Source organism: Pikeienuella sp. (assembly GCF_046290545.1).
Taxonomy (GTDB): Bacteria; Pseudomonadota; Alphaproteobacteria; order Rhodobacterales; family Rhodobacteraceae; genus Pikeienuella.
This window is the reverse complement of record NZ_JBKAGV010000010.1, coordinates 79,746-105,987: the sequence shown is the minus strand read 5'-3', so window position 1 is coordinate 105,987 and position 26,242 is coordinate 79,746. Positions and strand designations below refer to the sequence as shown.

Here is a 26,242-nt window from a genome sequence, read left to right as displayed (position 1 = left end):
GGCGCGCGTCCATCGCGGGGGATGCGGAGAGGCTGGTCGTCCTCGTCCTCGAAATCAGCGGCGGCGGGATGTCTGTCGCTCCCGCAGCTCAGGCCGCTTCAGGAGCCCCCACCGAGCGCGCCGCTGCGACGAGGCTATCCCATGTCTCCCTCGGCAGGGGCACGCCTTCGGCCAGGCGCCTGGCGCGCGCCTTCCGCTCCGGGTCGCCGGGGATCATGACGGGCGAGGCCGGGTCGGCGGGCCGGGCCGACTTCACGAAGGCGACGTAATCGGCCACCGCCGAGCCCCAGCCGAACCCGTCATCAAGCCGGTTCGGGTCGAGATAGATCGAGAGCATCCCGTTATAGGGCCCCTCCCCCGGCCCAGCGGCGCCCGATCCGGTCAGCGCCCCGGCCAGCAGTTCGCAGGCGAGCGCGAGGCCGGAACCCTTGTGCGCGCCCATCGCGGTCAGCGCCCCGGGCCCCTTCCGCGGGTCGGGGACGGCGCCGGGCTCCGTTTCGCCATAGAGCGCGCGCGGGTCCTCCGTCAGGCGCCCGTCTCCGTCGATCAGGGAGCCGGCGGGCGGCGCCTTGCCGCCTTTCATCGCGACGAGGATCTTCCCCTCCGCCGCCGTCGCGGTCGCGAAATCGAGCAGGAAATCCTCGCCTCCGGGGTTCGGCACGCCGATGCAGACCGGGTTGGTGGAAAAGCGCCGCTCCGCCGCGCCGAAGGGCGCGACGAGCATGGAGCGCCCGACATTGACGAAATGGATCGAGGCGAGGCCGGCGGCGGAAGCCCGCTCCGCCCATTCCCCGATCCGCCCGAGATGCCCGGCGCGGCGGAGCGCGACGAGCGCGACCCCTTCCCGCTTCGCGCGCGCCACGCCGATCTCCACGGCCTGCCGCCCCACGGTCTGGCCGAAGCCGAAGCCGCCATCGAGAAGGAGGAAGGCGCCGCCGTCCGTCACGACCTCCGCCTTGCCGCCGAAAACCATCTGGCCGAGCCGCGCATTCTCGAGGTAGCGCGGCGTGCGGACGACGCCGTGGCTGTCATGCCCGGCGAGATTGGCGCCGACGAGATTGGCCGCGATCTCCCGCGCCTCCTCGTCGGAGGCGCCGGCGGCCGCGAATGTTCCGGCGATGAAGGCGGTGAGCCGCTCCGCCGGGATCAGCACGTCATCTTTCGCCATTTACTGATACCGCGCCCAGTCCTGCCCGCGGCAGAAGACGATGACGCAGCCTTCCACCGCCAGAACGTCGCCCTTCAGCTCCATGTTGGCCGAATAGGTCTTGTCGTCGTCAGGCGCCCAGATTTCCCCGTCGTCCCACTTGTTCGCGCCGTCCGGCTTCATGCCGGTGATCATCTGCCGGCCGAGATGCTCATAGGTCTCGTTCACGGCGCCGGAGACATTCCGCGCCTCGACGATGGTGCCGCAGAGCGCGTCTCCGCAGGGCGCGACCTCGACGACGAGGAACCCCCCCTCCTCGTTCGGGTTGGTCATCCATTTCCCCATCGCATCGGCGGCGGCGGCGCCGGCGAGGAGGGAGAGGGCGGCGGCGGCGGCGATGAGTCTCATAACGGGCTCCCGTTGGATGTTGCCAGCGTAAAGATGCCGGCTTCCGCTGCTTCGTCAACCCCGTTTGCGAGCCCGCGCGAAACCCGTTAATAGGCGCGGCGGAGCCCGGCGGAGCGCAGCATGATCCTCTATCCCGCGATCGACCTCAAGGCCGGCGCCTGCGTGCGCCTGATTCGGGGCGAGATGGACCAGGCCACCGTCTTCAACGAGAACCCGGCCGCGCAAGCCCGCGCCTTCGCCGCGGCAGGGGCCGAGTGGCTCCATGTCGTCGATCTCGACGGAGCCTTCGCCGGCCGGCCAGAGAACGCCGCGGCGGTGGAGGCGATCCTCGGGGCCGTCTCGATCCCCGTCCAGCTCGGAGGCGGGGTGCGGGAGATGGGCGCGCTAGAGGGCTGGCTCGCCAAGGGTATCTCGCGCGTCATCCTCGGCACCGCCGCGGTGCGGGACCCTGCCTTCGTGAAGGCCGCGGCGAAGGCGCATCCCGGCCGCGTCGCCGTCGGCATAGACGCGCGCGGCGGCAAGGTGGCGGTCGAGGGCTGGGCGGAGACGACGGGGGAGGAGGCGACGGACCTCGCAAAGGCCTATGAGGGCGCCGGCGTCGCCGCGATCATCTACACCGATATCGAGCGGGACGGCGCGATGCAGGGCCCGAACGTCGCCGCCACGGCGGCGCTCGCCCGCGCCGTCTCGATCCCCGTCATCGCCTCCGGCGGCGTTTCCTCGCTCGAAGATCTCCGCGCCCTCCGCGATTGCGGCGCGCCGCTCGACGGCGCGATCTCGGGCCGCGCGCTCTATGACGGGCGGATCGACCTCGCGGAAGCGATGGCGCTCCTCAAGGAGCCCGCCTCATGCTGAAGACCCGCGTCATCCCCTGCCTCGACGTGAAGGACGGGCGCGTGGTGAAGGGCGTCAACTTCGTCGATCTCCGCGATGCGGGGGATCCGGTGGAGCAGGCCGCGCTCTATGACGCGGCGGGTGCGGACGAGCTCTGCTTCCTCGACATCACGGCGAGCTCCGACAACCGCGAGACGATCCTCGACGTCGCGCAGCGCACGGCAGAGCGCTGCTTCATGCCGCTCACCGTGGGCGGCGGGGTGCGGACGCTGGAGAACATCCGCGATCTCCTCCGCGCCGGGGCCGACAAGGTTTCGATCAACACGGCGGCGGTGAAGGACCCGGATTTCGTCGCCCGCGCGGCGGAGAAGTTCGGCGCGCAATGCATCACCGTCGCCATCGACGCCAAGACGGTCTCCCCCGGCAGGTGGGAGATCTTCACCCATGGCGGGCGGGAGCGGACGGGGATCGACGCCGTCGGCTTCGCGAAACAGATGGCGGAGAAGGGCGCGGGCGAGATCCTCCTCACCTCGATGGACCGCGACGGGACGAAGGAAGGCTACAACCTCCCCCTCACCCGCGCGGTCGCCGAAGCCGTCCCGATCCCCGTCATCGCTTCGGGCGGGGTCGGGACGCTGGAGCATCTCGTGGAGGGGGTGACGCAGGGCCGCGCCTCCGCCGTCCTCGCCGCCTCGATCTTCCATTTCGGGCAGCACACGATCCGGGAGGCTAAGGAGGCGCTGGCGTCGGCCGGCGTTCCGGTGCGGCTGTGAGCGCCCTTGAACGGCTCGCCGCAGTCATCGCCGCCCGGAAGGCGGCGGGGGACGCAACCGGCTCCCATACCGCCCGCCTCCTCGCCGCCGGCCCGGCGAAATGCGCCCAGAAATTCGGGGAGGAGGCGGTGGAGGCCGTGATCGCCGCCGCCTCCGGCGGGCGGGACGAGACGGTCTCGGAAGCGGCGGACGCGCTCTATCATCTACTCGTCATGCTCGCCGCGCGAGACTTGACGCTCGCGGACGTGGAGGCGGAGCTGGAGCGGCGCGAGGGCGTGTCCGGCCTCGCGGAGAAGGCCGCGCGGAAAGGGTGAGCGCCCCGGCGCTCTACGTCGTCAACCGCGCGGCGGACGAAGCCCGCCTCGCCCGCTTCACCGGCGCCGCAGAGGCGCTCGGCCTCGGCTTCGCGCGGATCGAGGCGATGAACGGGCATGACCCGGATTTCCCCTTCTTCCTCTACGAACACCTGCTTCCCGAAACCTTTTGGGGCGAAGACCGGATCAAGCCCGGCGCCTTCGGTTGCCTCCTCTCGCACCGCGCTGCCTGGGCGCGGATGCTGGCGGACGGGGCGGAGACTGCGCTGATCTGCGAGGACGACGCAGTGCTCTCCGCCCCGCCCTCCGCGGTTCCGGTGCCGGGCGGGTTCGATGTCGTCTTCTGCGGCGCCCGGCTCGCCGCATGGCGCGACGGGCCGGGCCTCGTCTCCGTACCGCACGTTCTCTCCACGATGGACGCGCGGCGCCCCGGCGCGGGCGGGCTCACGTCGGCGCCGGGGGCGGAAGCCTATCTTCTCAGCCGCGCGGGCGCGCGTCGCCTTCTCGCGCTTTCGGAGCGGGACGGGGCGCGGGCCGGCGTCGACTGGCTGATGCTCGGCTGGTCCGCTCCCGCCGCCGCGCGCCCCGGCTGGCCGGAATGGGCGCATCTGCCGGAGGGGGGGCTGAAGGCCTTCGTCGCCGATCCCATCGCCGAGGCGGCGCCCGCGCCGAGCGTGATCCGCCACCGGGAGACTGTCCCGCTCGCCGCGCTCCGCTGCCTCGCGCCCCTCTCAGGGCTGGCGGAGACAGGCGGGCTCGACGATCCGGCGGCGCGCGCTCTGGCGGAGGGGCGTTACCCGGCGCTTCCCGCGCTCGATCTCCTCTTTCGCTGGATGAGGCGCGGGGGCCTCTTCGTCGATATCGGCGCCCATCTCGGGGCGGCGACGCTTTTCATGCTCCGCCATGGCGGCGCCGCGCGCGCCATCGCTTTCGAATGGGCCGATGCGGCCTCCGGCCCGCTCCGGCGCAGCCTCGCCGCCGCCGGGCTGGAGGCGCGAGCGGAGACGGCGCATCTCGGCCTCGGGCTGGCGGAGTCGCGGGGGCGGCTCGCCGTGCGCGGCGACGCGGCGGCGCCCTGGGCGGCGCGGCTGAAGCCCGACTTCGCGGAGACGATCCCCGTCCGCGCCGGCGACACGCTCCTGCGAGCGGAGGCGCCCGACCTCATTCTCCTCGACGTGAACGGAGAGGAACGCGAAGTCCTGAAGGGCCTCCGCAAGACCATCGGGCGGCACGCCCCTGTCATCGCCCTCGCGATGACCCATGAGAGGAGCGCGAAGGCCCTGCCCCTCCTCGCGCGACGCGGCTACCGGGAGGCGGAGCGGATCGAGTGGGAGGAGGGGGGCGAGCCGCGCCGCCTCGCCGTTTTCGTCCGGCGGGGAGACAAAGGCGGCTAATCGTTGCCCCTCTGCGCCCCGGCGGCGATAGTTGCGCCGCGGCGGGGGCGCGCGGGTCGATTCGGCGCGCCGATCAGACCGTTGAGAGAGGGACAGGGATGAGCAATCTGGCGACAGCGGTCGGGCGGCTCCGGGCCGCCGTGAGCGCGCTCGAAGCCGCCTTGCGCGCAGAGCGGGCGGCGGCGGGCGCGGCGGAGGCGGAGGCGGAGCGGCGCGCGGCGCATTCGGAGGCGCGGATCGCCGCGCTCGAGGCCGAGGCGGGGGGCAAGGCGGACGAAGGCGCCCTGAAAGCCGCTCTCGCCCGCGCGGAGGCGGCGGAAGCCGAGGCGGCGAAGCTGCGGGAAGCGCTGGCGGAGGACGAGAAGCTGAAGGAAGAGGCCGCGCTGGCGCTGGACGCGGCCATCATCGAATTGCGCACCATGGGCGGGGTCGCGGCGCATGGCTGAGGTTTCGGTCCGCGTCGGCGGCAGGACCTATCCCGTCCACTGCGAGGACGGGCAGGAGCCGCGCGTCGCCGCCCTCGCCCGCCGGATCGATGCGGAGACGGCGGCGCTCCTCGCGGGCGGCGGCGCCGCGCCGAGCGAGCCGCGCCTCCTCCTCATGGCGGCCTTGATGCTCGCCGACAAGCTCGACGAGGCGGAGGCGGCGCTGGCGAAGCCGGCGCCCCCTCCCCCGCCCCCCGCCGCGGATCTCTTCGCCGCCGAGGAGGCCGAGCGGGCGGCCGTCGCGATGGAGGAAGCCGCCCGCCGTCTCGACGCGCTCCGCGAGGGCGACGACGCGGAGGATGACGGCCCGGAAGATCAGGGAGACGGGCTGAGCCGCGCGGAGCGCCGCGCCCTCCGCCGCGCGCGGCGGGAGAGCGGCGAGGAATAGGCGGCGTCCATCACGTTTCGTGACGGGAGCCATCGGCAATCCGCGCTTCCCCTCCCGGCGCGCCGTGATAAAGCGGGGGAGACGACACCCCCTCCGGAGCCTCCCATGCCCCTCGCCAACGGTCGCCATTTCCTCGCCATTCCGGGCCCGTCGGTGATGCCGGACGAGGTGCTTCGGGCGATGCACCGGCCGGGCGCGAACATCTACGAGGGCAAGCTTGTCGAGATGACCTTCGCCATGCTGCCGGACCTCGCGAAGGTCGCGCGCACGGCGGGGCGGCCAATGATCTACATCGGCAACGGCCACGCGGCGTGGGAGGCTGCGCTCGTCAACACGCTCGACCCGGGGGAGACCGCACTGGTGCTCGAATCCGGGCGCTTCGCCGTAACCTGGGGGGAAATGGCTTCGGCGCTCGGCATCAAGGTCGAGGTGCTGAACGCCCGCCCCCGCCGCGCGGTGGACCCGGAGGCGGTCGAGGCGCGGCTGCGGGCCGACAAGAACCATGAGATCAAGGCGATCCTCGTCGTCCAGATCGACACCGCCTCCGGCTGCTGGAACGACATCGCCGCGATCCGCCGCGCGATCGACGCGGCGGGCCACCCCGCCCTCTTCATGGTCGATTGCATGGCCTCGCTCGGCTGCGTCCCCTACGAAATGGACGAATGGGGCGCGGACGTGACCATCGCGGGCTCGCAGAAGGGATTGATGACGCCGCCGGGCCTCGGCTTCGTCTGGGCGTCGGAGAAGGCCTGGGCGAAGACGCCCACGCTCACGCGCGGCCGCTCCCATTGGGCGTGGGAGAAGCGGGCGGAGCCCGAATTCTTCTACCAGCTCTTCCACGGCACCGCGCCGGTGCAGCATCTCTATGCGCTACGCGCCGCGCTCGACATGATCCTCGAGGAAGGGCTGGAGGCCGTCTGGGCCCGCCACGCCGCGCTCGCCGCCGGGGTCCGCGCCGCCGTGCTCCGCTGGGGCGAGGGCGGGCCGCTGGAGCTGAACATGACCGAGGCGTCGGAGCGCTCCGACGCGGTGACGACGGTGCTGACCGGCTCCATCGACGCGAAGCGGCTGCGGACGGTGGCGGAGACCAACCTCAACGTCACGCTCGGCATCGGCCTCGGCATCTCGGAAACGGGCGCCTTCCGCATCGGTCATATGGGCCATGTGAACGCGCCGATGGCGCTCGGCGCGCTCGGCGCGGTCGAGCTGGCGCTGACCCATATCGGCGCGCCCTTCGCGCCCGGCGGCGTGGAGGCGGCGATCAGGGCGATGGCCCCCGGCGTCGCCTGAGCCGCATCCGGCCGGGAGCGAGCCCGGGAGCTTCGCCTAGCGCGAGGAGGCGAGCCGCAGGGGCGGAGGCGACGGCGGCAACGCGGGCGCGCCGTCCGCGACCGCTTCGCGCATCAACGCACGATAGACCTGCAACGCCTGAATGCGCCGGTTGATCGAGATCAGCGCGTCGACCGGCGGCGTGCCCGGCGTGAGTTCGCCCCGCTCCAGCAGCCGCTCGATATGCTGCGCGAAGTCGAAGAGCGGCATGTAGGCCTTCTCCAGCGCCTCTATCATCAGCGCCTCCGCGTCGCCCGCAAGGGCGCGACGCGCATGCGAGCCTTCCGCGAAGAAGGTCAGCAGCGCGCCGCGATGCCTGTTGAAGCGGACCATGATCTGTTCGCCGCCGTCCACGGCCCCGGCGACGATCACCGAACAATCGGAGAGGACCAGCCCGCCGAGCCGCGCGACATGATCGGGCATCGCCAGCATTCCCGGCCGCTCCAGCGCTTTCCGCGCAAGGCTCGCCATTTCGGCGCTGGCCGGGCCGGAGAGGGCGGAGGCGATGTCGGCCTCGCCCGGAAAGGAGAACCGGACGCGGGAGCGCCGGGCGACGAGTTCGACCGAGCGAAGCATCAGGGCCCCGTCGGGCTCGGCCTTCATCGTCACGACGAGCGCTTCGGGCGCCGCCGATCCTGAACCTTTTTGAGCCATCGGTTTCCACCCCTGTGCCTCGGATGCTCCTAGGCTATCCCGATTAATTTTAGGTAAATTGATCATGGAGGCCCTTTCTGCAGCGTGCAAAGCCGTCGCCCGGCGCGCACTTGCGCCGCGGCCCCGGCCGCGCATAAGGTCCGCGCGCCGAAAATCGGCTGTTGAACGCAAGGATCGCTCGATGCTCGACCTGCTCAGACGCGGCATCAAAACCTGGGTCGCGAAGGCGCTGTTCGCGCTTCTCGTCGTCTCCTTCGCCGTCTGGGGCATTGGCGACGTCTTCTCCGGCGGACTCTCCTCCTCCGTGGCTACGGTTGGCGAGCGAAAGATCCCGGCCGAGCGCTTCGCCAATGCGCTGGAGCGCGAGACGCGGACGATGGCGCAGCGTTTCGGCCAGCCGCTGGACCGGGAGATGACGCAGGCCCTCGGGATCCCGCAGCGCGTCCTCGCCGGGCTGGCTCAGGAGGCGACGCTGGACGAAGCGGTGGGCGCCCTCCGCGTTTCGGCCCCGGACGAAGCGGTGCGCGACGCGATCCTCGCGGACCCGTCATTCCTCAACGCCTCCGGCGGGTTCGACCAGGCGCAATACCGCTATCTCCTTGCCCAGAGCGGTTATTCCGTCGAGGCATATGAGGCGCTGACCCGGCGCGCGCTTGCGCGCGACCAGTTCGTACGCGCCCTGACAGACGGAGCCGTCGCACCCGCCCCGCTGGTGGACGCGCTCTATCGTCATCAGACGGAACTGCGCCGCGTCGCCTTCCTCACCCTCGGTCCGGCCGAGGCGGGGGAGATCGCGGCGCCGGACGAGGCGGCGCTCGCCGCCCATCACGAAGCGAATGCGGGGCGCTTCACCGCGCCGGAAACGCGCGACGCCGTTTTTCTTCACGTCTCGCTGGAAGCGGCCGGCGCCGGTTTCGAGCCCGACGAGGCGGAGCTCCGCTCCATGTACGAGGCGCGGAAGGCCGAGTTCGACCGGCCGGAGCGGCGGCGACTCTTCCAGATCGTCTATGACGACCGTGTGGCGGCAGAGGCCGCGCTCGCGCAGATCGAAGGCGGCGCGAGCTTCGAGGACCTTCTCGCAGAGCGGCGCGAGACGAGGGCCGACGTCGATCTCGGATTCGTGATGCGGGACGAGGTGGCCGCCGCCACGGGCGAGGCGGCCTTCGCCCTTGCCGCGCCGGGCGTCGCCGGGCCGGTGGATACCGGCTTCGGCCAGGCACTTGTCGAGGTGGCGGAGATCGTTCCGGCCGAGACGACCGGCTTCGAAGAGGCGCGGGAGATGCTGGCCGCCACGCTCCGCCGCGACCATGCGATCGACCGGGCGCCCGAACTCGCAGGCGAGATCGAGGATCGGCGCGCCGCCGGCGCGACGCTGGAGGAGATCGCCGCCGAGCTCTCGCTTCCCCTCGGCCGCGCAACGGGCGTTGCTGCCCACGGGAGCGGGGCCGAGGGTTTCGCCGCCGATCGGGACTTCCTCGCCGAGCTTTTCGCCGCCGAGGACGGCGAGGAAAGGGACTTCGTGGAGACCGCCGCAGGCGAATACTTCGTGCTTCGGGTCGAGGCCGTTAAGGAAGCGGCGCTCCGCCCGCTGGACGAAGTGCGCGAAGAGGTCGAGGCGGACTGGCGCGCCGCCCGTACGGTCGAGGCGCTGGAGACGAAGGCCGAGGCGCTCGTCACCCGCATCGAGGGCGGGGAGGAGCTCGCCGCGATCGCCGCCGAGCTGGGGCTGGAACCGGGGGCCGAAGGGCCGAAGGCCCGCGTTCAGGGTTGGGCCTCCCTCCCGCCCGCTTTGGTCGAGACGATCTTCCGGGAGGAGGAGGGAGGCGCGGCGTTCGCCCCGGCCGAGACGGAGGAGCCCGTCGTCATCGTCGCCGCGCTCGTTTCGATTGCGCCCGGCGAGGCGAGCGAGGCCAACGCCGCGCTTCGCCAGTCGCTGGAGCGGCAGATGAACCAGATGGCCGCCTCCGACGCGCTGACCCTCTTCATCGCCGCCAAGCAGGCCGAGCTTGGCGTCACCGTCAACGATGCGGTGATTGATGCGGTGATGACCTCGATGCCGGGCGGCTGAGGCCGCCCCGCGTCACTCGATCCCGAGCTTCTTCTTCACCAGCTCGCCCGCCGCCTGCGGGTTCGCCTTGCCGCCAGTGGCCTTCATCACCTGACCGACGAACCAGCCGGCCATGGAAGGCTTCTCCCGCGCCTGCGCCGCCTTCTCCGGGTTGGCCGCGATCACCTCGTCCACGGCCGCCTCGATGGCGCCGGTATCGGTGACCTGCCGCATCCCCCGCGACTCGACGATCTCCGCCGGGTCCCCGCCCTCGGACCAAAGGATCTCGAAGAGGTCCTTCGCAATCTTGCCGGAAATCTCCCCGCTCGCGATAAGGTCGATCACCCCGCCGAGCTGCGCGGCGGAGACCGGGCTGGCGGAGACGGAGAGCCCCTCCTTGTTCAGCCGGCCGAAGAGCTCGTTGATCACCCAGTTAGCCGCCGCCTTCCCGTCCCGCCCGGAGGCGACCGCCTCGAAGAAATCCGCGCTCTCGACCTCGGCGGTCAGCACCCCGGAATCGTACTCGGTGACGCCGTACTCGCGCACGAAGCGGGCCTTCTTCTGGTCGGGCAGCTCCGGCAGGCCCGCTGCGATCCCGTCCACGAAGTCCTGTGAGAATTCGAGCGGCAGAAGGTCTGGGTCGGGGAAATAGCGATAATCGTGCGCCTCCTCCTTGGAGCGCATCGAACGAGTCTCGCCCTTCGAGGGGTCGTAGAGCCGGGTCTCCTGCTCCACCTTGCCGCCATCCTCCAGAATCGCGATCTGCCGCTTCGCCTCGTAGTCGATGGCCTGCTGTATGAAGCGCATCGAGTTCATGTTCTTGATCTCGCAGCGCGTCCCGAGATGCCCGAAATCCCCTGTCTCGCGGAAGCGCTCGTAGTCGCCCGGCCGGCAGATCGAGACGTTCACGTCGGCCCGGAGGCTCCCCTCCTGCATGTTGCCGTCGCATGCGCCGAGATAACGGAGGATCTGCCGGAGCTTCCGCACATATTCCGCCGCCTCCTCCGGCCCCCGGATATGCGGGCGCGAGACGATCTCCATCAGCGCGACGCCGGTGCGGTTGAGATCGACGAAGGAAAGCGAGGGATCCATGTCGTGGATCGACTTGCCGGCGTCCTGTTCGAGATGGATGCGTTCGATCCCGACCCGCCGAGCGATTCCGGGCGCGAGATCGACGATCACCTCCCCCTCGCCAACGATCGGATGTTTGAACTGGCTGATCTGATAGCCCTGCGGCAGGTCGGGATAGAAATAGTTCTTCCGGTCGAAGACCGAACGGAGGTTGATCTGCGCGCGGAGCCCGAGCCCCGCCCGCACCGCCTGCTCGACGCAGAAGGCGTTGATGACCGGCAGCATCCCCGGCATTGCCGCATCGACGAGGCTCACATTCGTGTTCGGCTCCGCGCCGAAGGCGGTGGAGGCGCCGGAGAAGAGCTTGGATTTCGAGGCGACCTGGGCGTGGACCTCCATCCCGATCACCATCTCCCATTCGCCTGTCGCGCCCTCGATGCGCTTGGCGGCGGGCTCCTCGAAGGCGAGCAGGGGGGTGTCGAGCGGCATGGGCGGGCTCCTTCTTTCGTAGCCGGTTCTCTACGCCGCGCCCCCCGCGCCCGCAAGCCGGCCGATTTACGCCGGCCCCCCGCCCCGCTAGGCTTCGCGAAATCGGGAGCGTGACGATGATCCTGCGGGCCCTTTTCCTCCTCTGCCTCCTCGCCGCCCCGGCGAGCGCCGACGTGATGGACAGGGCGGCCGCCGGCGGGGAGGTCGCCTTCGGCCACCGGACGGACGCGCCGCCCTTCTCCCATCTCGAGGCGGGGCGCCCCGCAGGCCTCGCCGTGCGGCTCTGCGAGGCGGTGGCGGAGGAGATCTCGCAGGCGGCGGGGCGCGCGGATCTCCGCATCCGCTGGGTCCCCGTCACGGCGGCGGACCGGTTCGAGGCCCTTGAATCGGGGCGGATCGACATGCTCTGCGGGCCGACGACGCAGACCCTCGCGCGGCGGGAGCGGTTCGACTTCTCGATCCCCTATTTCATCGACGGCATGGGCGCCGTCTTCCGCGCCGGCCCCGGCGCCGGCTTTCCGGCGCTCGCAGGGGAGGTCGTCGGCGTCCTGCAGGGGACGACGACGGCCGCGCTCCTCCCCGGTATCCTCGCCGCCGAGGGCGGCGCAGGAGCGGAGATCGTCGGCTACGAAAGCCATGTGGACGGGCTGGAGGCGCTCGCCTCCGGCCATGTCGCCGCCTATTTCGGCGATGCGGCGATCCTCCGCTATCAACTCGGGCTTCTCCGCCCGCGGACGCCGCTGCAATTCGCGCCCGGCCAGTTCTCCTTCGAGCCCTATGCGCTGACGATGCGGCGCGGCGAGACGCGGCTGCGCCTCCTCGCCGACGCCGCGCTGAGCCGCGCTTTCCGCAGCGGCGCGGTGGAGGCGATGATCGAGGAGACGCTGGGCGAAGTCACGCTCTCCGACCTCGTGCTCTCCATCTACCGGGTGGTGACGCTGCCGGAATGAGCCGCGCGGCGCCGGTCGCGGAGGTCGCGACGCGATCGCCCTGTGGCCACCGGCGCGCGGCGGCGCTATGCAGCGCCAGACGACCCGGTTCGCCCGGAAGAGGAGACGCCCATGGAGGTTTCGCGCGCAATGAAACGCGACTGGATCGCCACCGCCCGCACGCTGAGCGAGGCCCTGCCCTATCTGCAACGCCATGCCGGCGCCACCGTCGTCGTCAAGTTCGGCGGCCATGCGATGGGCGACTCGGAAGCGATGGCGGGCTTCGCACGGGACATCGTGCTGATGAAGCAGTGCGGCCTTCATCCCGTCGTCGTCCATGGCGGCGGGCCGCAGATCAACGAGATGCTCGCGAAACTCGGCATCGTCTCCGAATTCGTGGACGGTCGGCGCGTGACCGACGAAAAGACGGTCGAAGTGGTCGAAATGGTCCTCGCCGGGCTGATCAACAAGCGGATCGTGCAGGCGCTGAACGCGCAGGGCGGCCGCGCGGTGGGCCTTTCGGGCAAGGACGCCGATCTCATCGTCTGCGAAAAGGCGCTGACCTGGAGCCGCGACCCCGAGAGCAACATCGAGAAGGTGCTCGACCTCGGCTTTGTCGGCGAGCCGGTCGAGGTGAACCCGGACGTGCTGCGCATGTTCATCAAGGGCGACTTCATCCCGGTCGTCGCCCCCGTAGGCGTCGGGCGGGACGGGGAGACCTACAACATCAACGGCGACACGGCGGCCGGCGCCGTCGCCGGGGCGATGAAGGCGGAGCGGCTCCTCCTCCTCACAGACGTCTCGGGCGTCAAGAACGCCGAGGGCGAGGTGCTGACCCGCCTGACGGCGGAAGATGTGGACCGTCTCCGCGCCTCCGGGGTGATCCATGGCGGCATGATCCCGAAGGTGGAGACCGCGCTCGACGCGATTCGCGCCGGGGTGAAGGCGGTCGTGATCATGGACGGGCGGCAGCCGCATGCCTGCCTTCTCGAGCTCTTCACCGAGCACGGGGCGGGGACGATGATCCTCCCCTGAGGGCAGGGCGGGAGGCTCCTGACATGGCCCGTCACGGCGCCGTCGTCTCGTCCCCCGCGCGGCGAGAACGCCGCGCCGCTGGGAACAGGAGACTTCAGATGACCACCCGATGCCTCGAATCCGTCCGCTTCCGCCTCGCCGCCGGGGCGGACGAGGCGGCGTTCCGCGCCGCCGCCCCTCTCGTGACCGAATGGGCCTCCCGCCAGCCGGGCTTCCTCTCCCGGATGCTGGTGGAGGAGGGGGAAGGCTGGTTCCGCGACCTCGTACTCTGGGAGGACGAGGCCTCGGCCTCCGCCGCGGCGGCGGCCTTCGGCAAGGCGATGGGCGGGAGCGCCTTCGCACGCGCCATCGAGGGCGCGAGCGTCGAGATGCGCCATCTCCCCGTCGTGTCGGCGGCCTGATGCGGCGCGCGGAGCGGCTCTTCCGGCTGGCGGAGCTGCTCCGCGGACGGCGGCTCGCCGTCACCGCCGCCGCGCTCGCCGCCGACCTCGAAGTCTCGCCGCGGACGATCTATCGCGACATCGACGCGCTCCGCGCCGCGGGCGCGCCCATCGACGGGGAGGCGGGCGTCGGCTTCCGCCTCGCCTCGGGCTGGGAGATGCCGCCGCTGAGCTTCGACGGGGAGGAGGTGGAGGCGCTGCTCGTGGGCCTCCGCATGACGCGCGCCTTTACCGACGACGACCTCGCCCGCGCGGCGCGGCGGGCGGAGGCGAAGCTCCGCGCTGCGCTCGGCGAGGCGGGTTTGCGGCGGGCCGACCTCTCCCCATACCACGCCCCGCCGACGGAACTGGCGGAGCGCCGGACGCTGCACCGGGCCGTGCGCCGGGCGGCCGAGACGGCGCGGAAGCTCCGCATCCTCTATCGCGACGAGGCGGGGGCGGAAACGGAGCGGGTGATCCATCCCTTCGCCCTCCTCCGCTGGCGCGCAGTCTGGACGATGATCGCTCATTGCGAGCTTCGGGGGGCGGAACGGCATTTCCGCCTCGATCGCATCCTCAGCGCCGAGGCGCTGGAGGAACGGTTCCCCGAACCCTCCGCCGCCCTCCGCGCGAAGATGGCGGCGTTGATCGAGGCCGAGCGGCCCTGACCGGGGCGTCGAAGCCTGAGCCGAGGCCGGAGGACGGGAAGCCGTGGAGGGGCTATTTCCTTGCAGCGTCCGGATTGCGGAACATCTCGCGGACGAGCCCGATCATCCGCCTCGCCCGCTCGTCATGCAAACGATAGCAGCTCGCCTTGCCGCCCCGCCGGAACTCGAAGTGCCCCTAGAGCCGAAGGCGCTGGCGGGCGCGTCGGGCCTGCGCACAGTGCGCATGGGGGTCATGCGTCTGAAATAAAATGATATTCCAAAATAGCGCGCGCGGAAAGCGTCAGCCCCGGATCAGGTCCGGGGCCGGAGGCGAGGCGGGGTATCGGGCGTCGCCCTGCATTTTGTCTGTTTCGTATGTACGAAGGGAGGCGACCCGGCTGTGCTGCGCCGGGCGCCGGTTTGGGGGGCAGGTCAGGCCGCCCGCAGCTTCGCCCCGCCTTCCGAAAGCATCCGCGCCGCCCACATGCCGATGAGCATGGCCGGCATGAATGCAAGGATGCCCGTAGAGCCGAGCCCGAGCGCGGTGAGCGCCGGGCCGGGGCAGAAGCCGCCGAGCCCCCAGCCCACGCCGAAGAGCGCAGGGCCGGCGAGGAGCCGCCCGTCAATGTCCCGCCTTGTCGGGACCTGGAACTTGCCGCCGAGGATCGGCGCCTTCATGCCGAAGACGAGCCGGTAGCCGACGAACGCCACGATCACGCCGCCGCCCATCACGAAGGCGAGCGACGGGTCCCAAGTCCCGAACACGTCGAGAAAGTTCAGCACCTTCGCCGGGTCCGCCATGCCGGAGACGATGAGGCCGACGCCGAAGAGAAGTCCGAGGGCGAGATTGACGAGGAAGGACATGGGTTCAGCCTCCGATCACATGGCGGGTGAGAAGAACGGTGACGAAGGCCGTGGCCATGAACGTCCCCACCGCAACGGCCGAGCGCGGCGAGAGGCGCGAGAGGCCGCAGATGCCGTGCCCGGAAGTGCAGCCGGACCCCCATACGGAGCCGAAGCCGACGAGGAGGCCGGCGACGACCATCAGGGGAACATTGGCGGAGACGGTCTGCAAGACGCCCTCCCCCGTCGCCGCGGTCCAGAGGAAAGGCGCGGCCACGAGGCCGATGACGAAGCCGAGCCGACCGCCGAGCGCCTCCCCGCCCCAGGGCGGCAGAAGGCGGGAGGCGATGCCGCTGATCCCGGCGATGCGGCCTTCGAAGGCCATCAGCAGCACGGCGGAAAGCCCGATCAGGGCGCCGCCGATCAGCGAGGCGATTGGGGTGAACTCGGTCATGTCTCGGAGCCTCCATCGGCGCAGAACAGGCGGTGCATCACCGCGACGAACTCGGCCGCGCGGCCATCCGCGAGGCGATAGAACACGGATTTCGATTCCTTCCGCGCCGCGATCAGCCCCGCCTCCCGCAGCGCGGCGAGCTGCTGGGAGAGCGCGGGCTGCCGGAGGCCGAGCCCGTCCTCCAGCGCGCGGACGGAGCGCTCGCCCTCGACGAGCGCGCAGACGATCATCAACCGGGCGGGATGGGCGAGCGTCTTCAGGAACGCAGAGGCGGTCTCCGCGCGCGCCAGCATCTCCTCCGTCTCGGGCCTGAGGTCGAGCGCCATGGGCGGCCTTTCGATTGCGATTCTTCGATTGCACAAATACGCAATCGTTTCCCCGCAATCAAGAGGCGCCTCACCCCAGCGCGGCGATCACCGCATCCGTCTTCGTCACCAGCGCGACGTTCTGCATTGCATAATCGATGGAGGCGCGGTGCCAGTCCGCATTCATGGTCGAACAGGCGTCCTCCGGGATGACCATGACATAGCCCTTGTCGGCGCCGGTGCGGGCCGTGTGCTCGATGCTCATGTTGGTCCAGGCGCCCGTCTCGATGATGATGTCCCGCCCCTCGGCCTTCAGCACCGTCTCCAGCGTCGAGCCCTCCCAGGCCGACATGCGCATCTTCTCCACCACATGGTCGCTCTCCGCGGGCTCGAGCCCCGGCGCCGGGGCGGCGCCCCAGGTGCCGCGGATGAGGGCGTTCGCCTCGTAAGCCCCCTCGAAAAGCGGGCAGTTGAGCGTCAGCCCCTTCGCCCCCGGCGGCACGACGAAATGGACATGGATCACCGGCACGCCCCGCGCACGGCAATGCGCGGCGAGGCGCGCGGCATTCTCCACCGAGCGCTGCGCGCGGGCATGCTCCGGCGCGCCGGAGGAGGCGAAGGCGCCGCCCTCCATAACCACATCGTTCTGCATGTCCTGAATGATGAGCGCGCAGCGCGCCGGGTCGAGCCTGAGATCCCCGTCCGCCGCCGGCGCCGCAGGCGCGGAGGCGGCGGCGGGGCGGGCGCGCATGAAGGGCTCGTTCCGCGGCCCGATCTTCACATCCACCGCATAGACGGAGGTGGAGGCGGCGACGAAGAGCGTTCGCCACTCCTCCCCGCCCCAGTGGAGATTGGCGGGATGTTCGGGGATCGAGACCTTCCCGATATGCCGCCCGTCCGGCGCAAAGACCCAGAGCCCCCCCGGCCCGGTGACCCAGATATTCCCCTCCGCATCGCATTTCATCCCGTCCGGCACGCCGGATTTCAGGCTGTCGCGGATGCCGGAGGCGAAGACGCGGCCGTTCTTCAGCGCCCCCCCGTCCACGTCGAAGACGCGGATGTTCGCCTGATCCGTATCGTTCACATAGAGCTTCGATTCGTCGGGGCAGAAGCAAAGCCCGTTCGGCTGGGTGAACATGTAGCGGTCGACCACGAGCTCCGGCTCCGCCCCCGGCCGCGCGTTCGGCGGGATGCGGAACACGCCCTGCCAGCCGAGCTGCCGCGGCCGCTCCACGCCGTAATGCGGCATCCGACCGTACCAGGGGTCGGTGAACCAGATCGAGCCGTCGGACTTCACGACGATGTCGTTCGGCGAGTTCAGCTCCCGCCCCTCGAAATGGCTCGCCAGCACCTCCCGCGCCCCGTCGGGCCGAAAGCGGGCGACCGACGACGTCGCATGCTCGCAAACGATGAGGTTGAGCGCCGCGTCATAGGTCATCCCGTTGCCCTTGTTCGAGGGCTTCAGAACCTCACGGACGCCGTGCCGGTCCCACCGCCGGCGCACGTCCGCCGGCATGTCGGAGAAGAGGAGGTAATGCTCCGAAGGGTGCCAGATCGGCCCCTCGGTGAAGGTGAAGCCCGTGCCGATCTGGCGGACGGGCGCATGCTCGTCGATCAGCCGGCGGAAGGCCGGGTCCAGCGCGTCATGGGCCATCGGAGCCTCCTTACATCGGGAACCAGTCGCGCTTGCGCACGGTTTGCGTCACGGGGCCGGGCACCGCCATGTCGAGCCGGCCCACCACCTGCCCGTGCTCGATCTTCGCCGGCTTGTCATGGACGGGGAGGAGGAACTTCGCGCCGGAATGCATCAGCTTCCCGATCTGCCCCTTCTCCTCCCGCTTCGAGACGCCGTGATTGCCCGTCACCTGGAACTCCTCCGGCCCGAAGGAATGGTAGGGCTCGATGATCTGATCCTGGAAGTCGTAGATCACGTCGCCGCAGATCGTCGCCCGCCCCTCGACCGTATCAACATGCACGTTCATCGAGCCCTCGGTATGCGCCCCCGCCATCTCCAGATAGACGCCGGGGCAGAGCTCGATCGGCCCGGAAATCTCCAGATCGACGAGCCGCAGCGCGCCGGGCGTGTGGAGCCGCTCCACGAGGTGGATGATGTCCGGCTTCGGATATTGCGGGTGCATGAGGCCGGAGACAGAATATTCCAGCTCCCGCCGGTTGATGAGCACCGTCGTGTTCATCGGGAACTGGTCGTCCTTCCCCGCATGGTCGATATGGAGATGGGTGTGGAGGATATACCGCACGTCCCCCATCTTCACGCCGTGGCGGGCGAGCTGGTTCTGGATCATGTTCTCGTGGAACTGGAGCCCGCGCATCCCCAGCGTCTCCATGATCGCGTTGTCGCGATAGCCGGTGTCCACCACGATGGGCCAGGGCCCGCCGAGGATCAGGAAGCCGTAGGTCGGCACCCGACGCACGCGCCCGCAATCCCGCCCGAGGACGAGGAAGCTCGATTCGAGCTCAATGTCGCCGAAGTCCAGGATCTTGATTTCCAGAGCCATGAATCCCTCCCGTTCAGAGCCGGTAGACCCGGCGTGCGGTGTTGAAGAAGATCGCCTCCCGCTCCCCCTCCGAGAGCCCGCCCGCGGCGGCCCGGTGGGCGGAGAGGAGGGAGGCGTAGTCGGTCCAGAGCTTCTCGATGGGGAAGTTGGAGCCGAAGAGGCAGCGGTCCGCGCCGAAGAGCGCGACCGTCTCGGAAACGACCCAGCCGACATGGGCCGGGTCGTTCCGGTGGATGAAGGTGCCGAAGCCCGAAAGCTTGGCGAAGACATTGGGCCGCCTCGCGAGCGCCTCCATCCCCGCGCGCCACTCGGCGCGGCCCGCTTCCGACAAATCCTCCGGCATCCCCGCATGTTGCAGGATCAGCGGCGTCCGCGGCGCCGCGTCCACCAGCGCGCAGGCGCCCTCCATCTGGGGGGCGAAGACCTGAAGGTCGAAGGTCCAGCCGTAATCCGCGAGCCGCGCGACGTTCTTGTGAACCTTGGCGTCAAGGCAGAGATCGGGTCGCGTGGCGAAGCGGAGGAGCGGGTTCTCGTGCCAGTGAAATTGCTGCCTCACACCGCGCATCCGCGGGTGGCGGGAGAGGCGGTCGAGCGCCGGGCGCGCGTCCTCGACGGTCAGGTCGGCATAGCCGACGATCCCGTGCGGCCAGCCCGTCTCCCGCGCGAGGTTTTCGAGCCAGAGGACTTCGTCCTCCGCCCGCTCCACGGGCCAGTTGGCCTGCACATAGACGGATTTCTCGACGCCCGATCCTTCGAGATCGGCGAGATACTCCGTCATCGGATAGTCCCGCCTTATCGGCTCGTAAGGGCCGAAGATGCGGGGCTGCATCGGGCCTGTCAGCCAGGGCAGGTCCGCCTGCCGCCAGACATGGAAATGGCTGTCGATCACCCTCATCGCCGCGCGCCCTTGGCGAAGGCCAGCGTCTCGGCGGCGAGGGCGGCGGGGCCGGAGCCGTCCCCCAGCCGGTCGAGCAGTGGGAGGATCGCGCGCATCGCCTCGGTCTCCGGCCTGTAGGCCGGGTCGGCGGCGAGGGGGGAGAGCCAGAGGAGCCCGTGGGCGAGCCCCCTCAGCCGCTCCATCGCGGAGACGAGCGCCTCCGGCCCGCCGCGCTCCAATCCATCCGAGACGACGATGGCGAGCGCGCCCCGCGCATGGGCGGCGAAGCGCGGGACGGAGAGGAAGACGGAAAGCGCTTCGCCGAGCCGTGTCCCCCCGTCCCAGTCCGCGACGAGGCCCGAGGCGAGCTGAAGCGCCTGCGCCTCGTCGCGCCGCCTGAGCGCGGGGGTCACGCGCGTGAGCCGCGTGCCGAGGGTGAAGGCCTCGCCCCGCTCCGCCGCGCGGAGGAGCGCATGGCCGAAGCGGAGCGCGCCCTCCGTCCCCGCCTTCATCGAGCCCGAGACGTCAATGAGGAGGAGGACGCGGCGCTGCCGCTGCCGCCGCCGGCGGGAGGGGAGGCGCGTCAGTTCCCCGTCCTTCCGCATCATCTCCCGAAACGCCGCGCGAGGGTCAGCCCGCCGCCCGCCGCCCGCCGCGAAGCGGCGGGAGCGGCGGCGGGGCAGGCGCCGCTCAGCGAGGCGGGAGAACGCGCGGAGGCCCGCCGCCTCGCCTTCGCTGAAGGCCCGCGTAAAAAGCCTCTCCGCCACGGAGGCGTCAGCCCCCGAAGGTTCCTCCTCCCCCGCCTCGGGCAGAAGCTCCAGCCCCGAAGCGTCATAGGCCGCCGGCATCTCCTCCGGCGCGCCGAGCGCAGGGGCGGAAAGCGCGCGGCCGAGAAAGGCCGCGTCGAAGAGATCGTCGAACGCCTCCCCCTGCTCCGGCCCCGGCCCGTAGATCGCGCGGGCGGCGCGGCGGATGTCATCGATCGAGTTCGGCCCGAGGAGGCCGATGGCGGCGATGAAGCTCTCCGTTTGCTCCGGCGAGGCGGCGAAGCCCGCGCCCCGCAGGAGGGCGGCGAAGGCGAGGACGGGGCGGAGCGGGGCGGGGAAGGTCATGGGCGGCGCCCCCAGTCAGTCGCGCGTCCGCTCTCATATGCCCCCGGCAGATCAGACCCGCGGCTGATCTGCCCGCGGCCGCGTCGGGCGTATACGCCCGACCCCGGCGGCCGCGAGTCCGCGGCCACCGCGGCGGCCCCGGTCAGATCTTCAACCGACGCGGCGGCTCGGCGCCACTCGGCCTGCGGCTTGCGCCTCCGGCCGACGGCCTCGGCGTCTCTCCCCCGGAGAGACGCTGATCGAGGCCGAAGGGAAGACTTTCCAACGTCGCCTCCTGTCTCGAAGCGCTCTCCCCGCGCAGCCGTTCCGGCGCTGGATAGGAAAGGAAAACGCGGAGACTGAAAATGCCTCGGCGTCGCCGGCCCGCAAACACGACTCTTGAGATTTCCCAATGAAATCAAAGAAAAAATGCCCATAACCATGGTTATGGGCCCTCCGGAGCCCCAAAAGGGCCCGTCTCCGCCCCCCTCGGGAGCGGCTTTCACGAGGCGGAGACCCCCCCTCACGCCGCCACCTCCCCGAGCAGTTTCTCCAGCCCCGGCGCGACGAAGGCGAGGTCGTCCTGATCCTTCAGCGCCACCCCGATGGCCCGCGCGAAGGCGCGCGGCCAGGGCGCGCCCTGTTCATGCAGCAGCGTCGCCGCCTCCGCCCATTCCACCGTCTCGGCCACGCCCGGCGGCTTCGCCAGTGGCTGCGCCCGGAGCCGCCCCACGGCGCGCACCACCCGGTCCGCCGTATCCCGCGCCACGGTGGAGGCGCGCATCATCACGATCTCCGCCTCCAGCGCCGGGTCCGGATAGCCGATCCAGTGATAGACGCAGCGCCGCCGCAGCGCCTCGTGAAGCTCCCGCGTCCGGTTCGAGGTCAGCACCACGACGGGCGGCTCCGCGGCGCGGATCGTCCCGCGCTCGGGGATCGAGATCGTGAAGTCGGAGAGGAATTCCAGGAGGAACGCCTCGAACTCATGGTCCGCCCGGTCGATCTCGTCGATCAGCAGCACCCGCCCGCGCGGCTGCTGGAGCGCCAGCAGCATGGGGCGGGCCAGGAGGAAATCGTCCGCATAGAGGTTCACGTAGGAATCGCCCGCCTGCCGGATCGCCAGCATCTGCCGCGGGAAGTTCCATTCATAGAGCGCCGCCGCCGCGTCGATCCCCTCGTAGCACTGGAGCCGCGTCAGCTCCCGCCCGAGAACGGAGGCCAGCGCCTTCGCCGCCTCCGTCTTGCCGACGCCCGGCGCCCCTTCCAGCAGCAGCGGCTTGCCGAGCGCTAGCGCCAGATAAGCCGCCGTCGCCAACCCCTCGTCGGCCACATACTGCGCATCCCGCAGAGCGCGGGAAAGCGGCGCGGGGCCGTCGATGCCGAGGATGGAGCGGCGGACGCTCATCAGAGCCGCTTCTTCGGCTTCGCGCCGCCAAGCGCCCTGATGCCGCGCAGCACCTTCTCCGGCGTCACCGGCAAGTCGTCGATCCTGACGCCGACCGCGTCATAGACCGCGTTGACGACGGCGGGGAGGACGGGGTTCGCGCACATCTCCCCCGGCCCTTTCCCGCCGAAGGGACCGTCCGCCGCGGGCCGCTCCAGAACAGAGATATGATGCGGCGCGAGGTCCCCCATGCCGGGCATGAGGTAGTGGTTGAAGTCGACCGCCCCGTGATCCCGCGCCGGGTAATAGGGTTCCGTCGTCTCCCAGGCCGCATGGCTCATGCCCATCCAGGCCCCGCCGCGAAGCTGCTGCTCCACCAGCTTCGGGTTGAGCGCGCGGCCGACCTCGTAGGCCGACTTGACGTTCAGGACGGAAACCTCGCCCGTCTCGTCGTCCACCTCCACCTCCACGATCATCGCGGCATGCGCGAAGGTGGAGACGGGCGTCATCTCGCCCGTGTCCGCGTCCACCTCGGAAAGCGGAATGAGGAAGATGCCGCGCCCGGCGATGGTTCGCCCCTGCCGGAACTGCGCGGCCTGCGCCGCCGCCATGGTGGTGATGGCGCGGGAGGGAGCGCCCTTCACATGGATATTGCCCTTGCCGTCCGTCACGAGATCGGCGGCGTCCACCTCCAGCTCCTCCGCCGCCGCCTCCAGCATCACCGCCCGCGCCTCCTCCGCCGCGCGCATCACGGCGTTGCCGACGCGGTGCGTGCCGCGGGAGGCGAAGCTCCCCATGTCATGCGGTCCGGTGTCGCTGTCCGCCGTGTCGACATAGACATCCTCGACCGGCACGCCGAGCGTCTCCGCCGCGATCTGGCGGGTGACGGACTTCATGCCCTGCCCGAGATCGATGGCGGAGAGGGCGACGGTGAACTTCCCGTCCGGGTTGGAGTGGACCAACGCCTGAGACGGGTCGCCGCCGAGATTCATGCCGATAGGGTAGTTGATCGCCGCGAAGCCGCGGCCCCGATGCAGCGCCATCACCGCCTCCTGAAGCCGGAAAGGGAGGAGAAGCGCAGCGCGCCTTTCCGCGCAGCGTCCGGCGCGGGAGCCGGAGGAGGAGCCGAAGCAGGGGCGGACTGCTGCGGCGCGGGCTGCGGCGAAGGCTGATATTGCGGCGCCGCCGGCCGCGGCGCGGGCGGAACGGAAACGGAGGCGCCGCCCCCTTTCCGCGCATAGCCGCCAGTGTCGATCCCCTGCACGCGCCCGTCCTGGTCGGTGACGGTATGCGCCGGGAGCCGCCCGCGCTCCCCGCCGCCGCCCTTCGTCGACGCCGCCGCAGCCGCTTCCCCCGAAAGCCGCACGCCCGCCTTCTCCGCCACGACCTGGCAGCACTCGACGAGGGCGCAGTTCTTCGCCTCGCGCCGGTGCGCCTTCATGTCCCCGTCGCGATAGGCGTTGAGGATGCGGAACTCGATCGGGTTCATCCCCACCGCCTCCGCCCCCTTGTCCATATGCGCCTCGATGGCGAAATCGACGCCGGTGATGCCGAAGCCGCGCATCGCCGTCGCCGGCGTGCGGTTGGTGTAGACGCAATAGACGTTCGCGGAGACGTTGGGGATCGTGTAGGGGCCGGGAAGGTGCCCAACCCCCTTGATGATCGCGTAGGACGAGAGGCGGGTATAGGCCCCGCTGTCGAAATAGCCGGTGAACTGCCGGGCGACGATTCGCCCGTCCTTCATCACCCCGTCCTTCAGATACCAGCGCTCCGCCCCGCGCGGGGCGCCGACCTGCATCTCCTCCTCCCGGTCCCAGGCGAACTTGCAAGGTTTGCCGGTGAGCATCGCGCCGAGGATGGCGATTGGCTCATGGATCGAATCCACCTTTCCGCCGAACCCGCCGCCGACCGTCCCGCCGACGAAGTGCAGCCGGCTCGACGGCATGGAGAGCACCTTCGCCGCCGTGCCGAGCGAGAAGAAGAGCGCCTGCGTGCCGGAGTAGCAGACATAGCGGTCGTTCACTTCCGGCGCCGCAATGGCGCCGCAGGTCTCCATCGGGGCCTGCTCGATGGGGGACATCTGGTAGCGTCCCTCGATCACGTGGTCGGCCTGACGGAACGCCGCCTCCACATCGCCGTAGCGCAGCTTCTGGTGGTCGTATTTTCCGTGATAGACGAACTTGTTGCCGGGATAGACCTCGCAGACACTCGGCGCGCCGGGGCGGATCGCCTCCTCCACGTCGAGTACATGCGGGAGCACGTCCCAATCTACCCGCACCTTCTTCACGGCGGCGCGGGCGGCGGCCTCGGTCGTCGCGATCACGGCGGCGACGGGCTCGCCCCTATAGGCGCATTTCGTCTCGGCCAGCAGCGGCTCATCGTCGAGCCCGAAATCGAGGAGGGAGAGGAGCGTGTTCAGGTTACGCGGCACGTCCTTCCCCGTCAGCACGCGGACGACCCCTTCGGACCGCTCCGCCTCGCTCACGTCGATCCGGCGGATGCGGGCGTGGTGATGGGGGGATCGGGCGCAGCGGATGTGCAGCAGGCCTTCGAAGAGGTGATCGTCATAGAAGGGCGAGCGCCCGGTGACGTGGCCAAGAATGTCCTGCCGCCTCGTGGGCTTGCCGATCTCGTTCAGGTTGTCGTCCCGCTCGTCGCGGAAGAATTCCTTGCGAAACTCGATCATGCTCATGCGCGCGCCCTTTCCCCGGCGGCGTCGAGCACCGCCTCGATGATCGGCTCGTATCCGGTGCAGCGGCAGAGATTGCCGGAAAGCGCCTCGATGACCTCCTCCCGCGTCGGGCGCGGGTTCCGGTCCAGCAGCGCCTTGGCGGAGACGAGCATCCCCGGCGTGCAGAAGCCGCATTGCGCGGCGAAGCGCTCCATGAACGCCTCCTGAAGCCGGTGTAGGACGGGGCCCGTGGCGAGGCCAGAGGCCGTTTCCACCGTCCGGCCCGCGGCGGACTCCGCGAGCGTCAGGCAGGAGAGATGCGGTTCCCCGTCGATCAGCACGGTGCAGGCGCCGCAGCCGCCCTGCCCGCAGCCGTGTTTCGGCGAGAGGTCGCCGACAGAGCGGCGCAGGAAGTCGAGCAGGTTCTGCCCGTCTTCCGCGAAGGCGGCGCTTTCCCGCCCGTTCAGCGTGAAGGTGACCGGTTTCTTCGCCATCAGCCGCGCTCCATCCGTTCGAGGAGGCGGCGGAGATGCACGCCCGCCATTTCCTTCCGATACCACGTGCTCGCCAAAGCGTCCGTCGGCGGGTCGAGTCCCTCGGCCGCCTGCGCGGCGGCGCGGGCGATGGTCGCCGCATCCAGCGCCCCGCCTTCGAGCGCCCGCTCCGCCCCCTGCCCTCGCATCGGCGCCGGCCCCATCGCGCCCCAGGCGACGCGGGCGCCGCGGATGCGCCCGCCCTCAGCAGGGAGGAAGGCGGCGATGGAGAGGACGGAGACACCCTTCGGCTTTACGCGGGAGACCTTGAGGAAGCCAAACTCCCGCCCGCTCCGGGGCCGGGGGATCTCCACGGCGGCGACGAGCGGAGGGCGCGCCCGCTCCCGCATCAGCTCCTCCACCGGGCGCGCGCCCCCCTGCCCCGCGAGCACCGCGCGTGCGCCGAGCGCGATGAGCGCGACGGCGAAATCGCCGTAGGGATGCGGGGCGAACAGGTTGCCGCCTACCGTTCCCATGTTCCGCACCTGCGGCCCGCCGATCTGGCGCGCGACAGGGTGAAGGAAGGCGAGGTCCCGCTCCGCGAGGATGCGCGCCATCGTGACCCCGGCGCCGAGCCGCACAATCTCCCCCTGCGCCCTGATTTCCTTCAGCGCCGGATCGGCGGAGCGGACAAGGCGCTGCGGCCCCTCGCCGGCGTTCACGTCCCGCATCAACACGGTGCCTCCGCCGAAGAAGGCGGCGCCGGAGCCCATAGCGCGGGCCGCCTCGGCGAGGGTGGGGAAGGTTTCGACCGTCGTCATGCCGCCCTCGCCAGATGCGCGCGGATCGCGTCGAACCCGCCCTGGTAGATGTCTTCCGCCACCATCCGCCCAAGCTCCTGTTCCCGCCCCGCAGGCGTGTCGAACCGGCTCTCCCACCACCAGAAGGTCCCGTCGCCGTCCGTCACCGGCGCGAGGCGGACATGGGCGACATAGTTGAGGAGCGGCACGGGCGTCTCGTGCAGGCAGTAGGAGAAGGCCATGTCGGCGTCCGAGAGCGTCAGCAGCCGTTCGCGGAGCTCCGAGCCGTCCTTCAGGTGAAAGCGGCGGACGCAGCCGATCCGGTCCGACGCCTGCCCTCGCTCGATCTCGCTGTCGGCGACGGCGGGGTGCCATTCGTCATGGCCGTTGAAGTCCCGCAGCACGGCCCAGACATCCTCCACCGGATGATCCAGCACCGTGCTCTTGACCACCTTCACCATCGCC

The 26,242-nt window shown here is 70.6% G+C and carries 29 protein-coding genes; 12 read left to right on the top strand and 17 right to left on the bottom strand.

Features of this window, described 5'->3' with window-relative positions; genetic code table 11:
- Positions 1-88: 88 nt before the first annotated feature.
- Entirely contained in the window at positions 89-1,168 is a 1,080-nt protein-coding gene (locus ACE37J_RS08815) for a malate/lactate/ureidoglycolate dehydrogenase (protein WP_409710227.1), read from the bottom strand.
- Complete coding sequence (locus tag ACE37J_RS08810; protein ID WP_409710224.1) at positions 1,169-1,555, bottom strand: DUF2147 domain-containing protein; 387 nt, start codon at positions 1,553-1,555, stop codon at positions 1,169-1,171. It abuts the gene before it with no gap.
- A gap of 120 nt (positions 1,556-1,675) precedes the next feature.
- Here ACE37J_RS08810 and hisA point away from each other — a divergent pair, with 120 nt between their 5' ends.
- The 7 genes from hisA (at position 1,676) to ACE37J_RS08775 (ending at position 7,033) form a co-directional block, all read left to right on the top strand.
- Positions 1,676-2,410, top strand: a complete 735-nt coding sequence (gene hisA / locus ACE37J_RS08805; RefSeq protein WP_409710221.1) for a 1-(5-phosphoribosyl)-5-[(5-phosphoribosylamino)methylideneamino]imidazole-4-carboxamide isomerase — start codon at positions 1,676-1,678, stop codon at positions 2,408-2,410.
- Positions 2,404-3,162 carry an imidazole glycerol phosphate synthase subunit HisF gene (gene hisF, locus ACE37J_RS08800; protein WP_409710218.1) on the top strand — a complete coding sequence of 253 codons (759 nt, stop codon included), beginning with the start codon at positions 2,404-2,406 and terminating at the stop codon, positions 3,160-3,162. Before hisA ends, hisF begins: the two co-directional genes overlap by 7 nt.
- Positions 3,159-3,476, top strand: a complete 318-nt coding sequence (locus tag ACE37J_RS08795) for a phosphoribosyl-ATP diphosphatase (RefSeq protein WP_409710215.1) — start codon at positions 3,159-3,161, stop codon at positions 3,474-3,476. Before hisF ends, ACE37J_RS08795 begins: the two co-directional genes overlap by 4 nt.
- On the top strand, positions 3,473-4,870 hold the full coding sequence (locus ACE37J_RS08790) for an FkbM family methyltransferase (RefSeq protein ID WP_409710212.1): 1,398 nt from the start codon (positions 3,473-3,475) through the stop codon (positions 4,868-4,870). The genes ACE37J_RS08795 and ACE37J_RS08790 overlap by 4 nt, the downstream gene beginning before the upstream one ends.
- A gap of 98 nt (positions 4,871-4,968) precedes the next feature.
- Complete coding sequence (locus tag ACE37J_RS08785) at positions 4,969-5,316, top strand: hypothetical protein (RefSeq protein ID WP_409710209.1); 348 nt, start codon at positions 4,969-4,971, stop codon at positions 5,314-5,316.
- Positions 5,309-5,743 carry a cell division protein ZapA gene (gene zapA / locus ACE37J_RS08780; RefSeq protein ID WP_409710206.1) on the top strand — a complete coding sequence of 145 codons (435 nt, stop codon included), beginning with the start codon at positions 5,309-5,311 and terminating at the stop codon, positions 5,741-5,743. The genes ACE37J_RS08785 and zapA overlap by 8 nt, the downstream gene beginning before the upstream one ends.
- Positions 5,744-5,848: 105 nt before the next feature.
- Positions 5,849-7,033 (top strand): pyridoxal-phosphate-dependent aminotransferase family protein, encoded by a 1,185-nt coding sequence (locus ACE37J_RS08775; protein ID WP_409710203.1) that lies wholly within the window; start codon positions 5,849-5,851, stop codon positions 7,031-7,033.
- Positions 7,034-7,069: 36 nt separating this feature from the next.
- Here the strand turns inward: ACE37J_RS08775 and ACE37J_RS08770 are convergent, their stop codons facing one another.
- Positions 7,070-7,726 carry a hypothetical protein gene (locus tag ACE37J_RS08770; RefSeq protein ID WP_409710200.1) on the bottom strand — a complete coding sequence of 219 codons (657 nt, stop codon included), beginning with the start codon at positions 7,724-7,726 and terminating at the stop codon, positions 7,070-7,072.
- A gap of 181 nt (positions 7,727-7,907) precedes the next feature.
- Here ACE37J_RS08770 and ACE37J_RS08765 point away from each other — a divergent pair, with 181 nt between their 5' ends.
- Positions 7,908-9,794, top strand: coding sequence for a SurA N-terminal domain-containing protein (locus ACE37J_RS08765; protein WP_409710197.1), 1,887 nt, complete (start codon positions 7,908-7,910; stop codon positions 9,792-9,794).
- Positions 9,795-9,806: 12 nt separating this feature from the next.
- Here ACE37J_RS08765 and gatB read toward each other — a convergent pair whose 3' ends face one another.
- Entirely contained in the window at positions 9,807-11,333 is a 1,527-nt protein-coding gene (gatB, locus tag ACE37J_RS08760; protein ID WP_409710194.1) for an Asp-tRNA(Asn)/Glu-tRNA(Gln) amidotransferase subunit GatB, read from the bottom strand.
- Between the two features lie 116 nt (positions 11,334-11,449).
- Between gatB and ACE37J_RS08755 the strand changes: the two genes are divergently transcribed.
- The 4 genes from ACE37J_RS08755 to ACE37J_RS08740 all read left to right on the top strand — a co-directional run bounded on the left by ACE37J_RS08755 (position 11,450) and on the right by ACE37J_RS08740 (position 14,384).
- A complete protein-coding gene (locus ACE37J_RS08755) occupies positions 11,450-12,283 on the top strand; it encodes an amino acid ABC transporter substrate-binding protein (RefSeq protein WP_409710191.1) in 834 nt (277 codons plus the stop codon).
- A 111-nt stretch (positions 12,284-12,394) separates the two neighbouring features.
- On the top strand, positions 12,395-13,297 hold the full coding sequence (gene argB, locus ACE37J_RS08750; RefSeq protein WP_409710188.1) for an acetylglutamate kinase: 903 nt from the start codon (positions 12,395-12,397) through the stop codon (positions 13,295-13,297).
- Between the two features lie 98 nt (positions 13,298-13,395).
- Entirely contained in the window at positions 13,396-13,698 is a 303-nt protein-coding gene (locus ACE37J_RS08745; protein ID WP_409710185.1) for a hypothetical protein, read from the top strand.
- The gene (locus tag ACE37J_RS08740) at positions 13,698-14,384 is read left to right on the top strand and encodes a helix-turn-helix transcriptional regulator (RefSeq protein WP_409710182.1); all 687 of its coding nucleotides are present in this window, start codon (positions 13,698-13,700) and stop codon (positions 14,382-14,384) included. Before ACE37J_RS08745 ends, ACE37J_RS08740 begins: the two co-directional genes overlap by 1 nt.
- A 411-nt stretch (positions 14,385-14,795) precedes the next feature.
- Here the strand turns inward: ACE37J_RS08740 and ACE37J_RS08735 are convergent, their stop codons facing one another.
- The 13 genes from ACE37J_RS08735 to ACE37J_RS08675 form a co-directional block, all read right to left on the bottom strand.
- The gene (locus ACE37J_RS08735) at positions 14,796-15,227 is read right to left on the bottom strand and encodes a DUF6691 family protein (protein WP_409710179.1); all 432 of its coding nucleotides are present in this window, start codon (positions 15,225-15,227) and stop codon (positions 14,796-14,798) included.
- Positions 15,228-15,231: 4 nt separating this feature from the next.
- A complete protein-coding gene (locus ACE37J_RS08730) occupies positions 15,232-15,660 on the bottom strand; it encodes a YeeE/YedE family protein (RefSeq protein ID WP_409710176.1) in 429 nt (142 codons plus the stop codon).
- Positions 15,657-15,986, bottom strand: a complete 330-nt coding sequence (locus tag ACE37J_RS08725; protein WP_409710173.1) for a metalloregulator ArsR/SmtB family transcription factor — start codon at positions 15,984-15,986, stop codon at positions 15,657-15,659. Before ACE37J_RS08725 ends, ACE37J_RS08730 begins: the two co-directional genes overlap by 4 nt.
- A gap of 70 nt (positions 15,987-16,056) precedes the next feature.
- Complete coding sequence (locus ACE37J_RS08720) at positions 16,057-17,619, bottom strand: isochorismatase family protein (RefSeq protein ID WP_409710170.1); 1,563 nt, start codon at positions 17,617-17,619, stop codon at positions 16,057-16,059.
- Positions 17,620-17,629: 10 nt separating this feature from the next.
- Positions 17,630-18,481, bottom strand: coding sequence for an MBL fold metallo-hydrolase (locus ACE37J_RS08715; protein ID WP_409710167.1), 852 nt, complete (start codon positions 18,479-18,481; stop codon positions 17,630-17,632).
- Between the two features lie 13 nt (positions 18,482-18,494).
- A complete protein-coding gene (locus ACE37J_RS08710) occupies positions 18,495-19,376 on the bottom strand; it encodes an amidohydrolase family protein (RefSeq protein ID WP_409710164.1) in 882 nt (293 codons plus the stop codon).
- Complete coding sequence (locus tag ACE37J_RS08705; RefSeq protein WP_409710161.1) at positions 19,373-20,470, bottom strand: VWA domain-containing protein; 1,098 nt, start codon at positions 20,468-20,470, stop codon at positions 19,373-19,375. The genes ACE37J_RS08710 and ACE37J_RS08705 overlap by 4 nt, the downstream gene beginning before the upstream one ends.
- Positions 20,471-20,972: 502 nt before the next feature.
- Positions 20,973-21,854, bottom strand: a complete 882-nt coding sequence (locus ACE37J_RS08700; RefSeq protein WP_409710158.1) for an AAA family ATPase — start codon at positions 21,852-21,854, stop codon at positions 20,973-20,975.
- Positions 21,854-22,876, bottom strand: a complete 1,023-nt coding sequence (locus tag ACE37J_RS08695; protein ID WP_409710155.1) for a xanthine dehydrogenase family protein molybdopterin-binding subunit — start codon at positions 22,874-22,876, stop codon at positions 21,854-21,856. Before ACE37J_RS08695 ends, ACE37J_RS08700 begins: the two co-directional genes overlap by 1 nt.
- Positions 22,876-24,525 (bottom strand): xanthine dehydrogenase family protein molybdopterin-binding subunit, encoded by a 1,650-nt coding sequence (locus ACE37J_RS08690; protein WP_409710152.1) that lies wholly within the window; start codon positions 24,523-24,525, stop codon positions 22,876-22,878. The genes ACE37J_RS08695 and ACE37J_RS08690 overlap by 1 nt, the downstream gene beginning before the upstream one ends.
- Positions 24,522-24,998 carry a (2Fe-2S)-binding protein gene (locus ACE37J_RS08685; RefSeq protein ID WP_409710149.1) on the bottom strand — a complete coding sequence of 159 codons (477 nt, stop codon included), beginning with the start codon at positions 24,996-24,998 and terminating at the stop codon, positions 24,522-24,524. Before ACE37J_RS08685 ends, ACE37J_RS08690 begins: the two co-directional genes overlap by 4 nt.
- Positions 24,998-25,798: an FAD binding domain-containing protein gene (locus tag ACE37J_RS08680; protein ID WP_409710146.1), complete on the bottom strand. Its 801-nt coding sequence runs from the start codon at positions 25,796-25,798 to the stop codon at positions 24,998-25,000. The genes ACE37J_RS08685 and ACE37J_RS08680 overlap by 1 nt, the downstream gene beginning before the upstream one ends.
- Complete coding sequence (locus ACE37J_RS08675; RefSeq protein WP_409710143.1) at positions 25,795-26,238, bottom strand: SRPBCC family protein; 444 nt, start codon at positions 26,236-26,238, stop codon at positions 25,795-25,797. The genes ACE37J_RS08680 and ACE37J_RS08675 overlap by 4 nt, the downstream gene beginning before the upstream one ends.
- Positions 26,239-26,242 lie beyond the last annotated feature (4 nt).

What these genes read in the sequence shown, in the direction of transcription:
- hisA (WP_409710221.1), top strand. Translation starts at nt 1,676, where the DNA reads ATGATCCTCTATCCCGCGATCGACCTCAAGGCCGGCGCCTGCGTGCGC.
- ACE37J_RS08775 (WP_409710203.1), top strand. Translation starts at nt 5,849, where the DNA reads ATGCCCCTCGCCAACGGTCGCCATTTCCTCGCCATTCCGGGCCCGTCG.
- ACE37J_RS08725 (WP_409710173.1), bottom strand. Translation starts at nt 15,986, where the DNA reads ATGGCGCTCGACCTCAGGCCCGAGACGGAGGAGATGCTGGCGCGCGCG.
- ACE37J_RS08755 (WP_409710191.1), top strand. Translation starts at nt 11,450, where the DNA reads ATGATCCTGCGGGCCCTTTTCCTCCTCTGCCTCCTCGCCGCCCCGGCG.
- ACE37J_RS08815 (WP_409710227.1), bottom strand. Translation starts at nt 1,168, where the DNA reads ATGGCGAAAGATGACGTGCTGATCCCGGCGGAGCGGCTCACCGCCTTC.
- ACE37J_RS08745 (WP_409710185.1), top strand. Translation starts at nt 13,396, where the DNA reads ATGACCACCCGATGCCTCGAATCCGTCCGCTTCCGCCTCGCCGCCGGG.
- ACE37J_RS08690 (WP_409710152.1), bottom strand. Translation starts at nt 24,525, where the DNA reads ATGAGCATGATCGAGTTTCGCAAGGAATTCTTCCGCGACGAGCGGGAC.
- ACE37J_RS08685 (WP_409710149.1), bottom strand. Translation starts at nt 24,998, where the DNA reads ATGGCGAAGAAACCGGTCACCTTCACGCTGAACGGGCGGGAAAGCGCC.
- ACE37J_RS08715 (WP_409710167.1), bottom strand. Translation starts at nt 18,481, where the DNA reads ATGGCTCTGGAAATCAAGATCCTGGACTTCGGCGACATTGAGCTCGAA.
- ACE37J_RS08785 (WP_409710209.1), top strand. Translation starts at nt 4,969, where the DNA reads ATGAGCAATCTGGCGACAGCGGTCGGGCGGCTCCGGGCCGCCGTGAGC.
- ACE37J_RS08810 (WP_409710224.1), bottom strand. Translation starts at nt 1,555, where the DNA reads ATGAGACTCATCGCCGCCGCCGCCGCCCTCTCCCTCCTCGCCGGCGCC.
- ACE37J_RS08770 (WP_409710200.1), bottom strand. Translation starts at nt 7,726, where the DNA reads ATGGCTCAAAAAGGTTCAGGATCGGCGGCGCCCGAAGCGCTCGTCGTG.
- argB (WP_409710188.1), top strand. Translation starts at nt 12,395, where the DNA reads ATGGAGGTTTCGCGCGCAATGAAACGCGACTGGATCGCCACCGCCCGC.
- ACE37J_RS08720 (WP_409710170.1), bottom strand. Translation starts at nt 17,619, where the DNA reads ATGGCCCATGACGCGCTGGACCCGGCCTTCCGCCGGCTGATCGACGAG.
- ACE37J_RS08680 (WP_409710146.1), bottom strand. Translation starts at nt 25,798, where the DNA reads ATGACGACGGTCGAAACCTTCCCCACCCTCGCCGAGGCGGCCCGCGCT.
- ACE37J_RS08675 (WP_409710143.1), bottom strand. Translation starts at nt 26,238, where the DNA reads ATGGTGAAGGTGGTCAAGAGCACGGTGCTGGATCATCCGGTGGAGGAT.
- zapA (WP_409710206.1), top strand. Translation starts at nt 5,309, where the DNA reads ATGGCTGAGGTTTCGGTCCGCGTCGGCGGCAGGACCTATCCCGTCCAC.
- ACE37J_RS08705 (WP_409710161.1), bottom strand. Translation starts at nt 20,470, where the DNA reads ATGACCTTCCCCGCCCCGCTCCGCCCCGTCCTCGCCTTCGCCGCCCTC.
- ACE37J_RS08700 (WP_409710158.1), bottom strand. Translation starts at nt 21,854, where the DNA reads ATGAGCGTCCGCCGCTCCATCCTCGGCATCGACGGCCCCGCGCCGCTT.
- hisF (WP_409710218.1), top strand. Translation starts at nt 2,404, where the DNA reads ATGCTGAAGACCCGCGTCATCCCCTGCCTCGACGTGAAGGACGGGCGC.
- gatB (WP_409710194.1), bottom strand. Translation starts at nt 11,333, where the DNA reads ATGCCGCTCGACACCCCCCTGCTCGCCTTCGAGGAGCCCGCCGCCAAG.
- ACE37J_RS08695 (WP_409710155.1), bottom strand. Translation starts at nt 22,876, where the DNA reads ATGGCGCTGCATCGGGGCCGCGGCTTCGCGGCGATCAACTACCCTATC.
- ACE37J_RS08710 (WP_409710164.1), bottom strand. Translation starts at nt 19,376, where the DNA reads ATGAGGGTGATCGACAGCCATTTCCATGTCTGGCGGCAGGCGGACCTG.
- ACE37J_RS08740 (WP_409710182.1), top strand. Translation starts at nt 13,698, where the DNA reads ATGCGGCGCGCGGAGCGGCTCTTCCGGCTGGCGGAGCTGCTCCGCGGA.
- ACE37J_RS08735 (WP_409710179.1), bottom strand. Translation starts at nt 15,227, where the DNA reads ATGTCCTTCCTCGTCAATCTCGCCCTCGGACTTCTCTTCGGCGTCGGC.
- ACE37J_RS08765 (WP_409710197.1), top strand. Translation starts at nt 7,908, where the DNA reads ATGCTCGACCTGCTCAGACGCGGCATCAAAACCTGGGTCGCGAAGGCG.
- ACE37J_RS08730 (WP_409710176.1), bottom strand. Translation starts at nt 15,660, where the DNA reads ATGACCGAGTTCACCCCAATCGCCTCGCTGATCGGCGGCGCCCTGATC.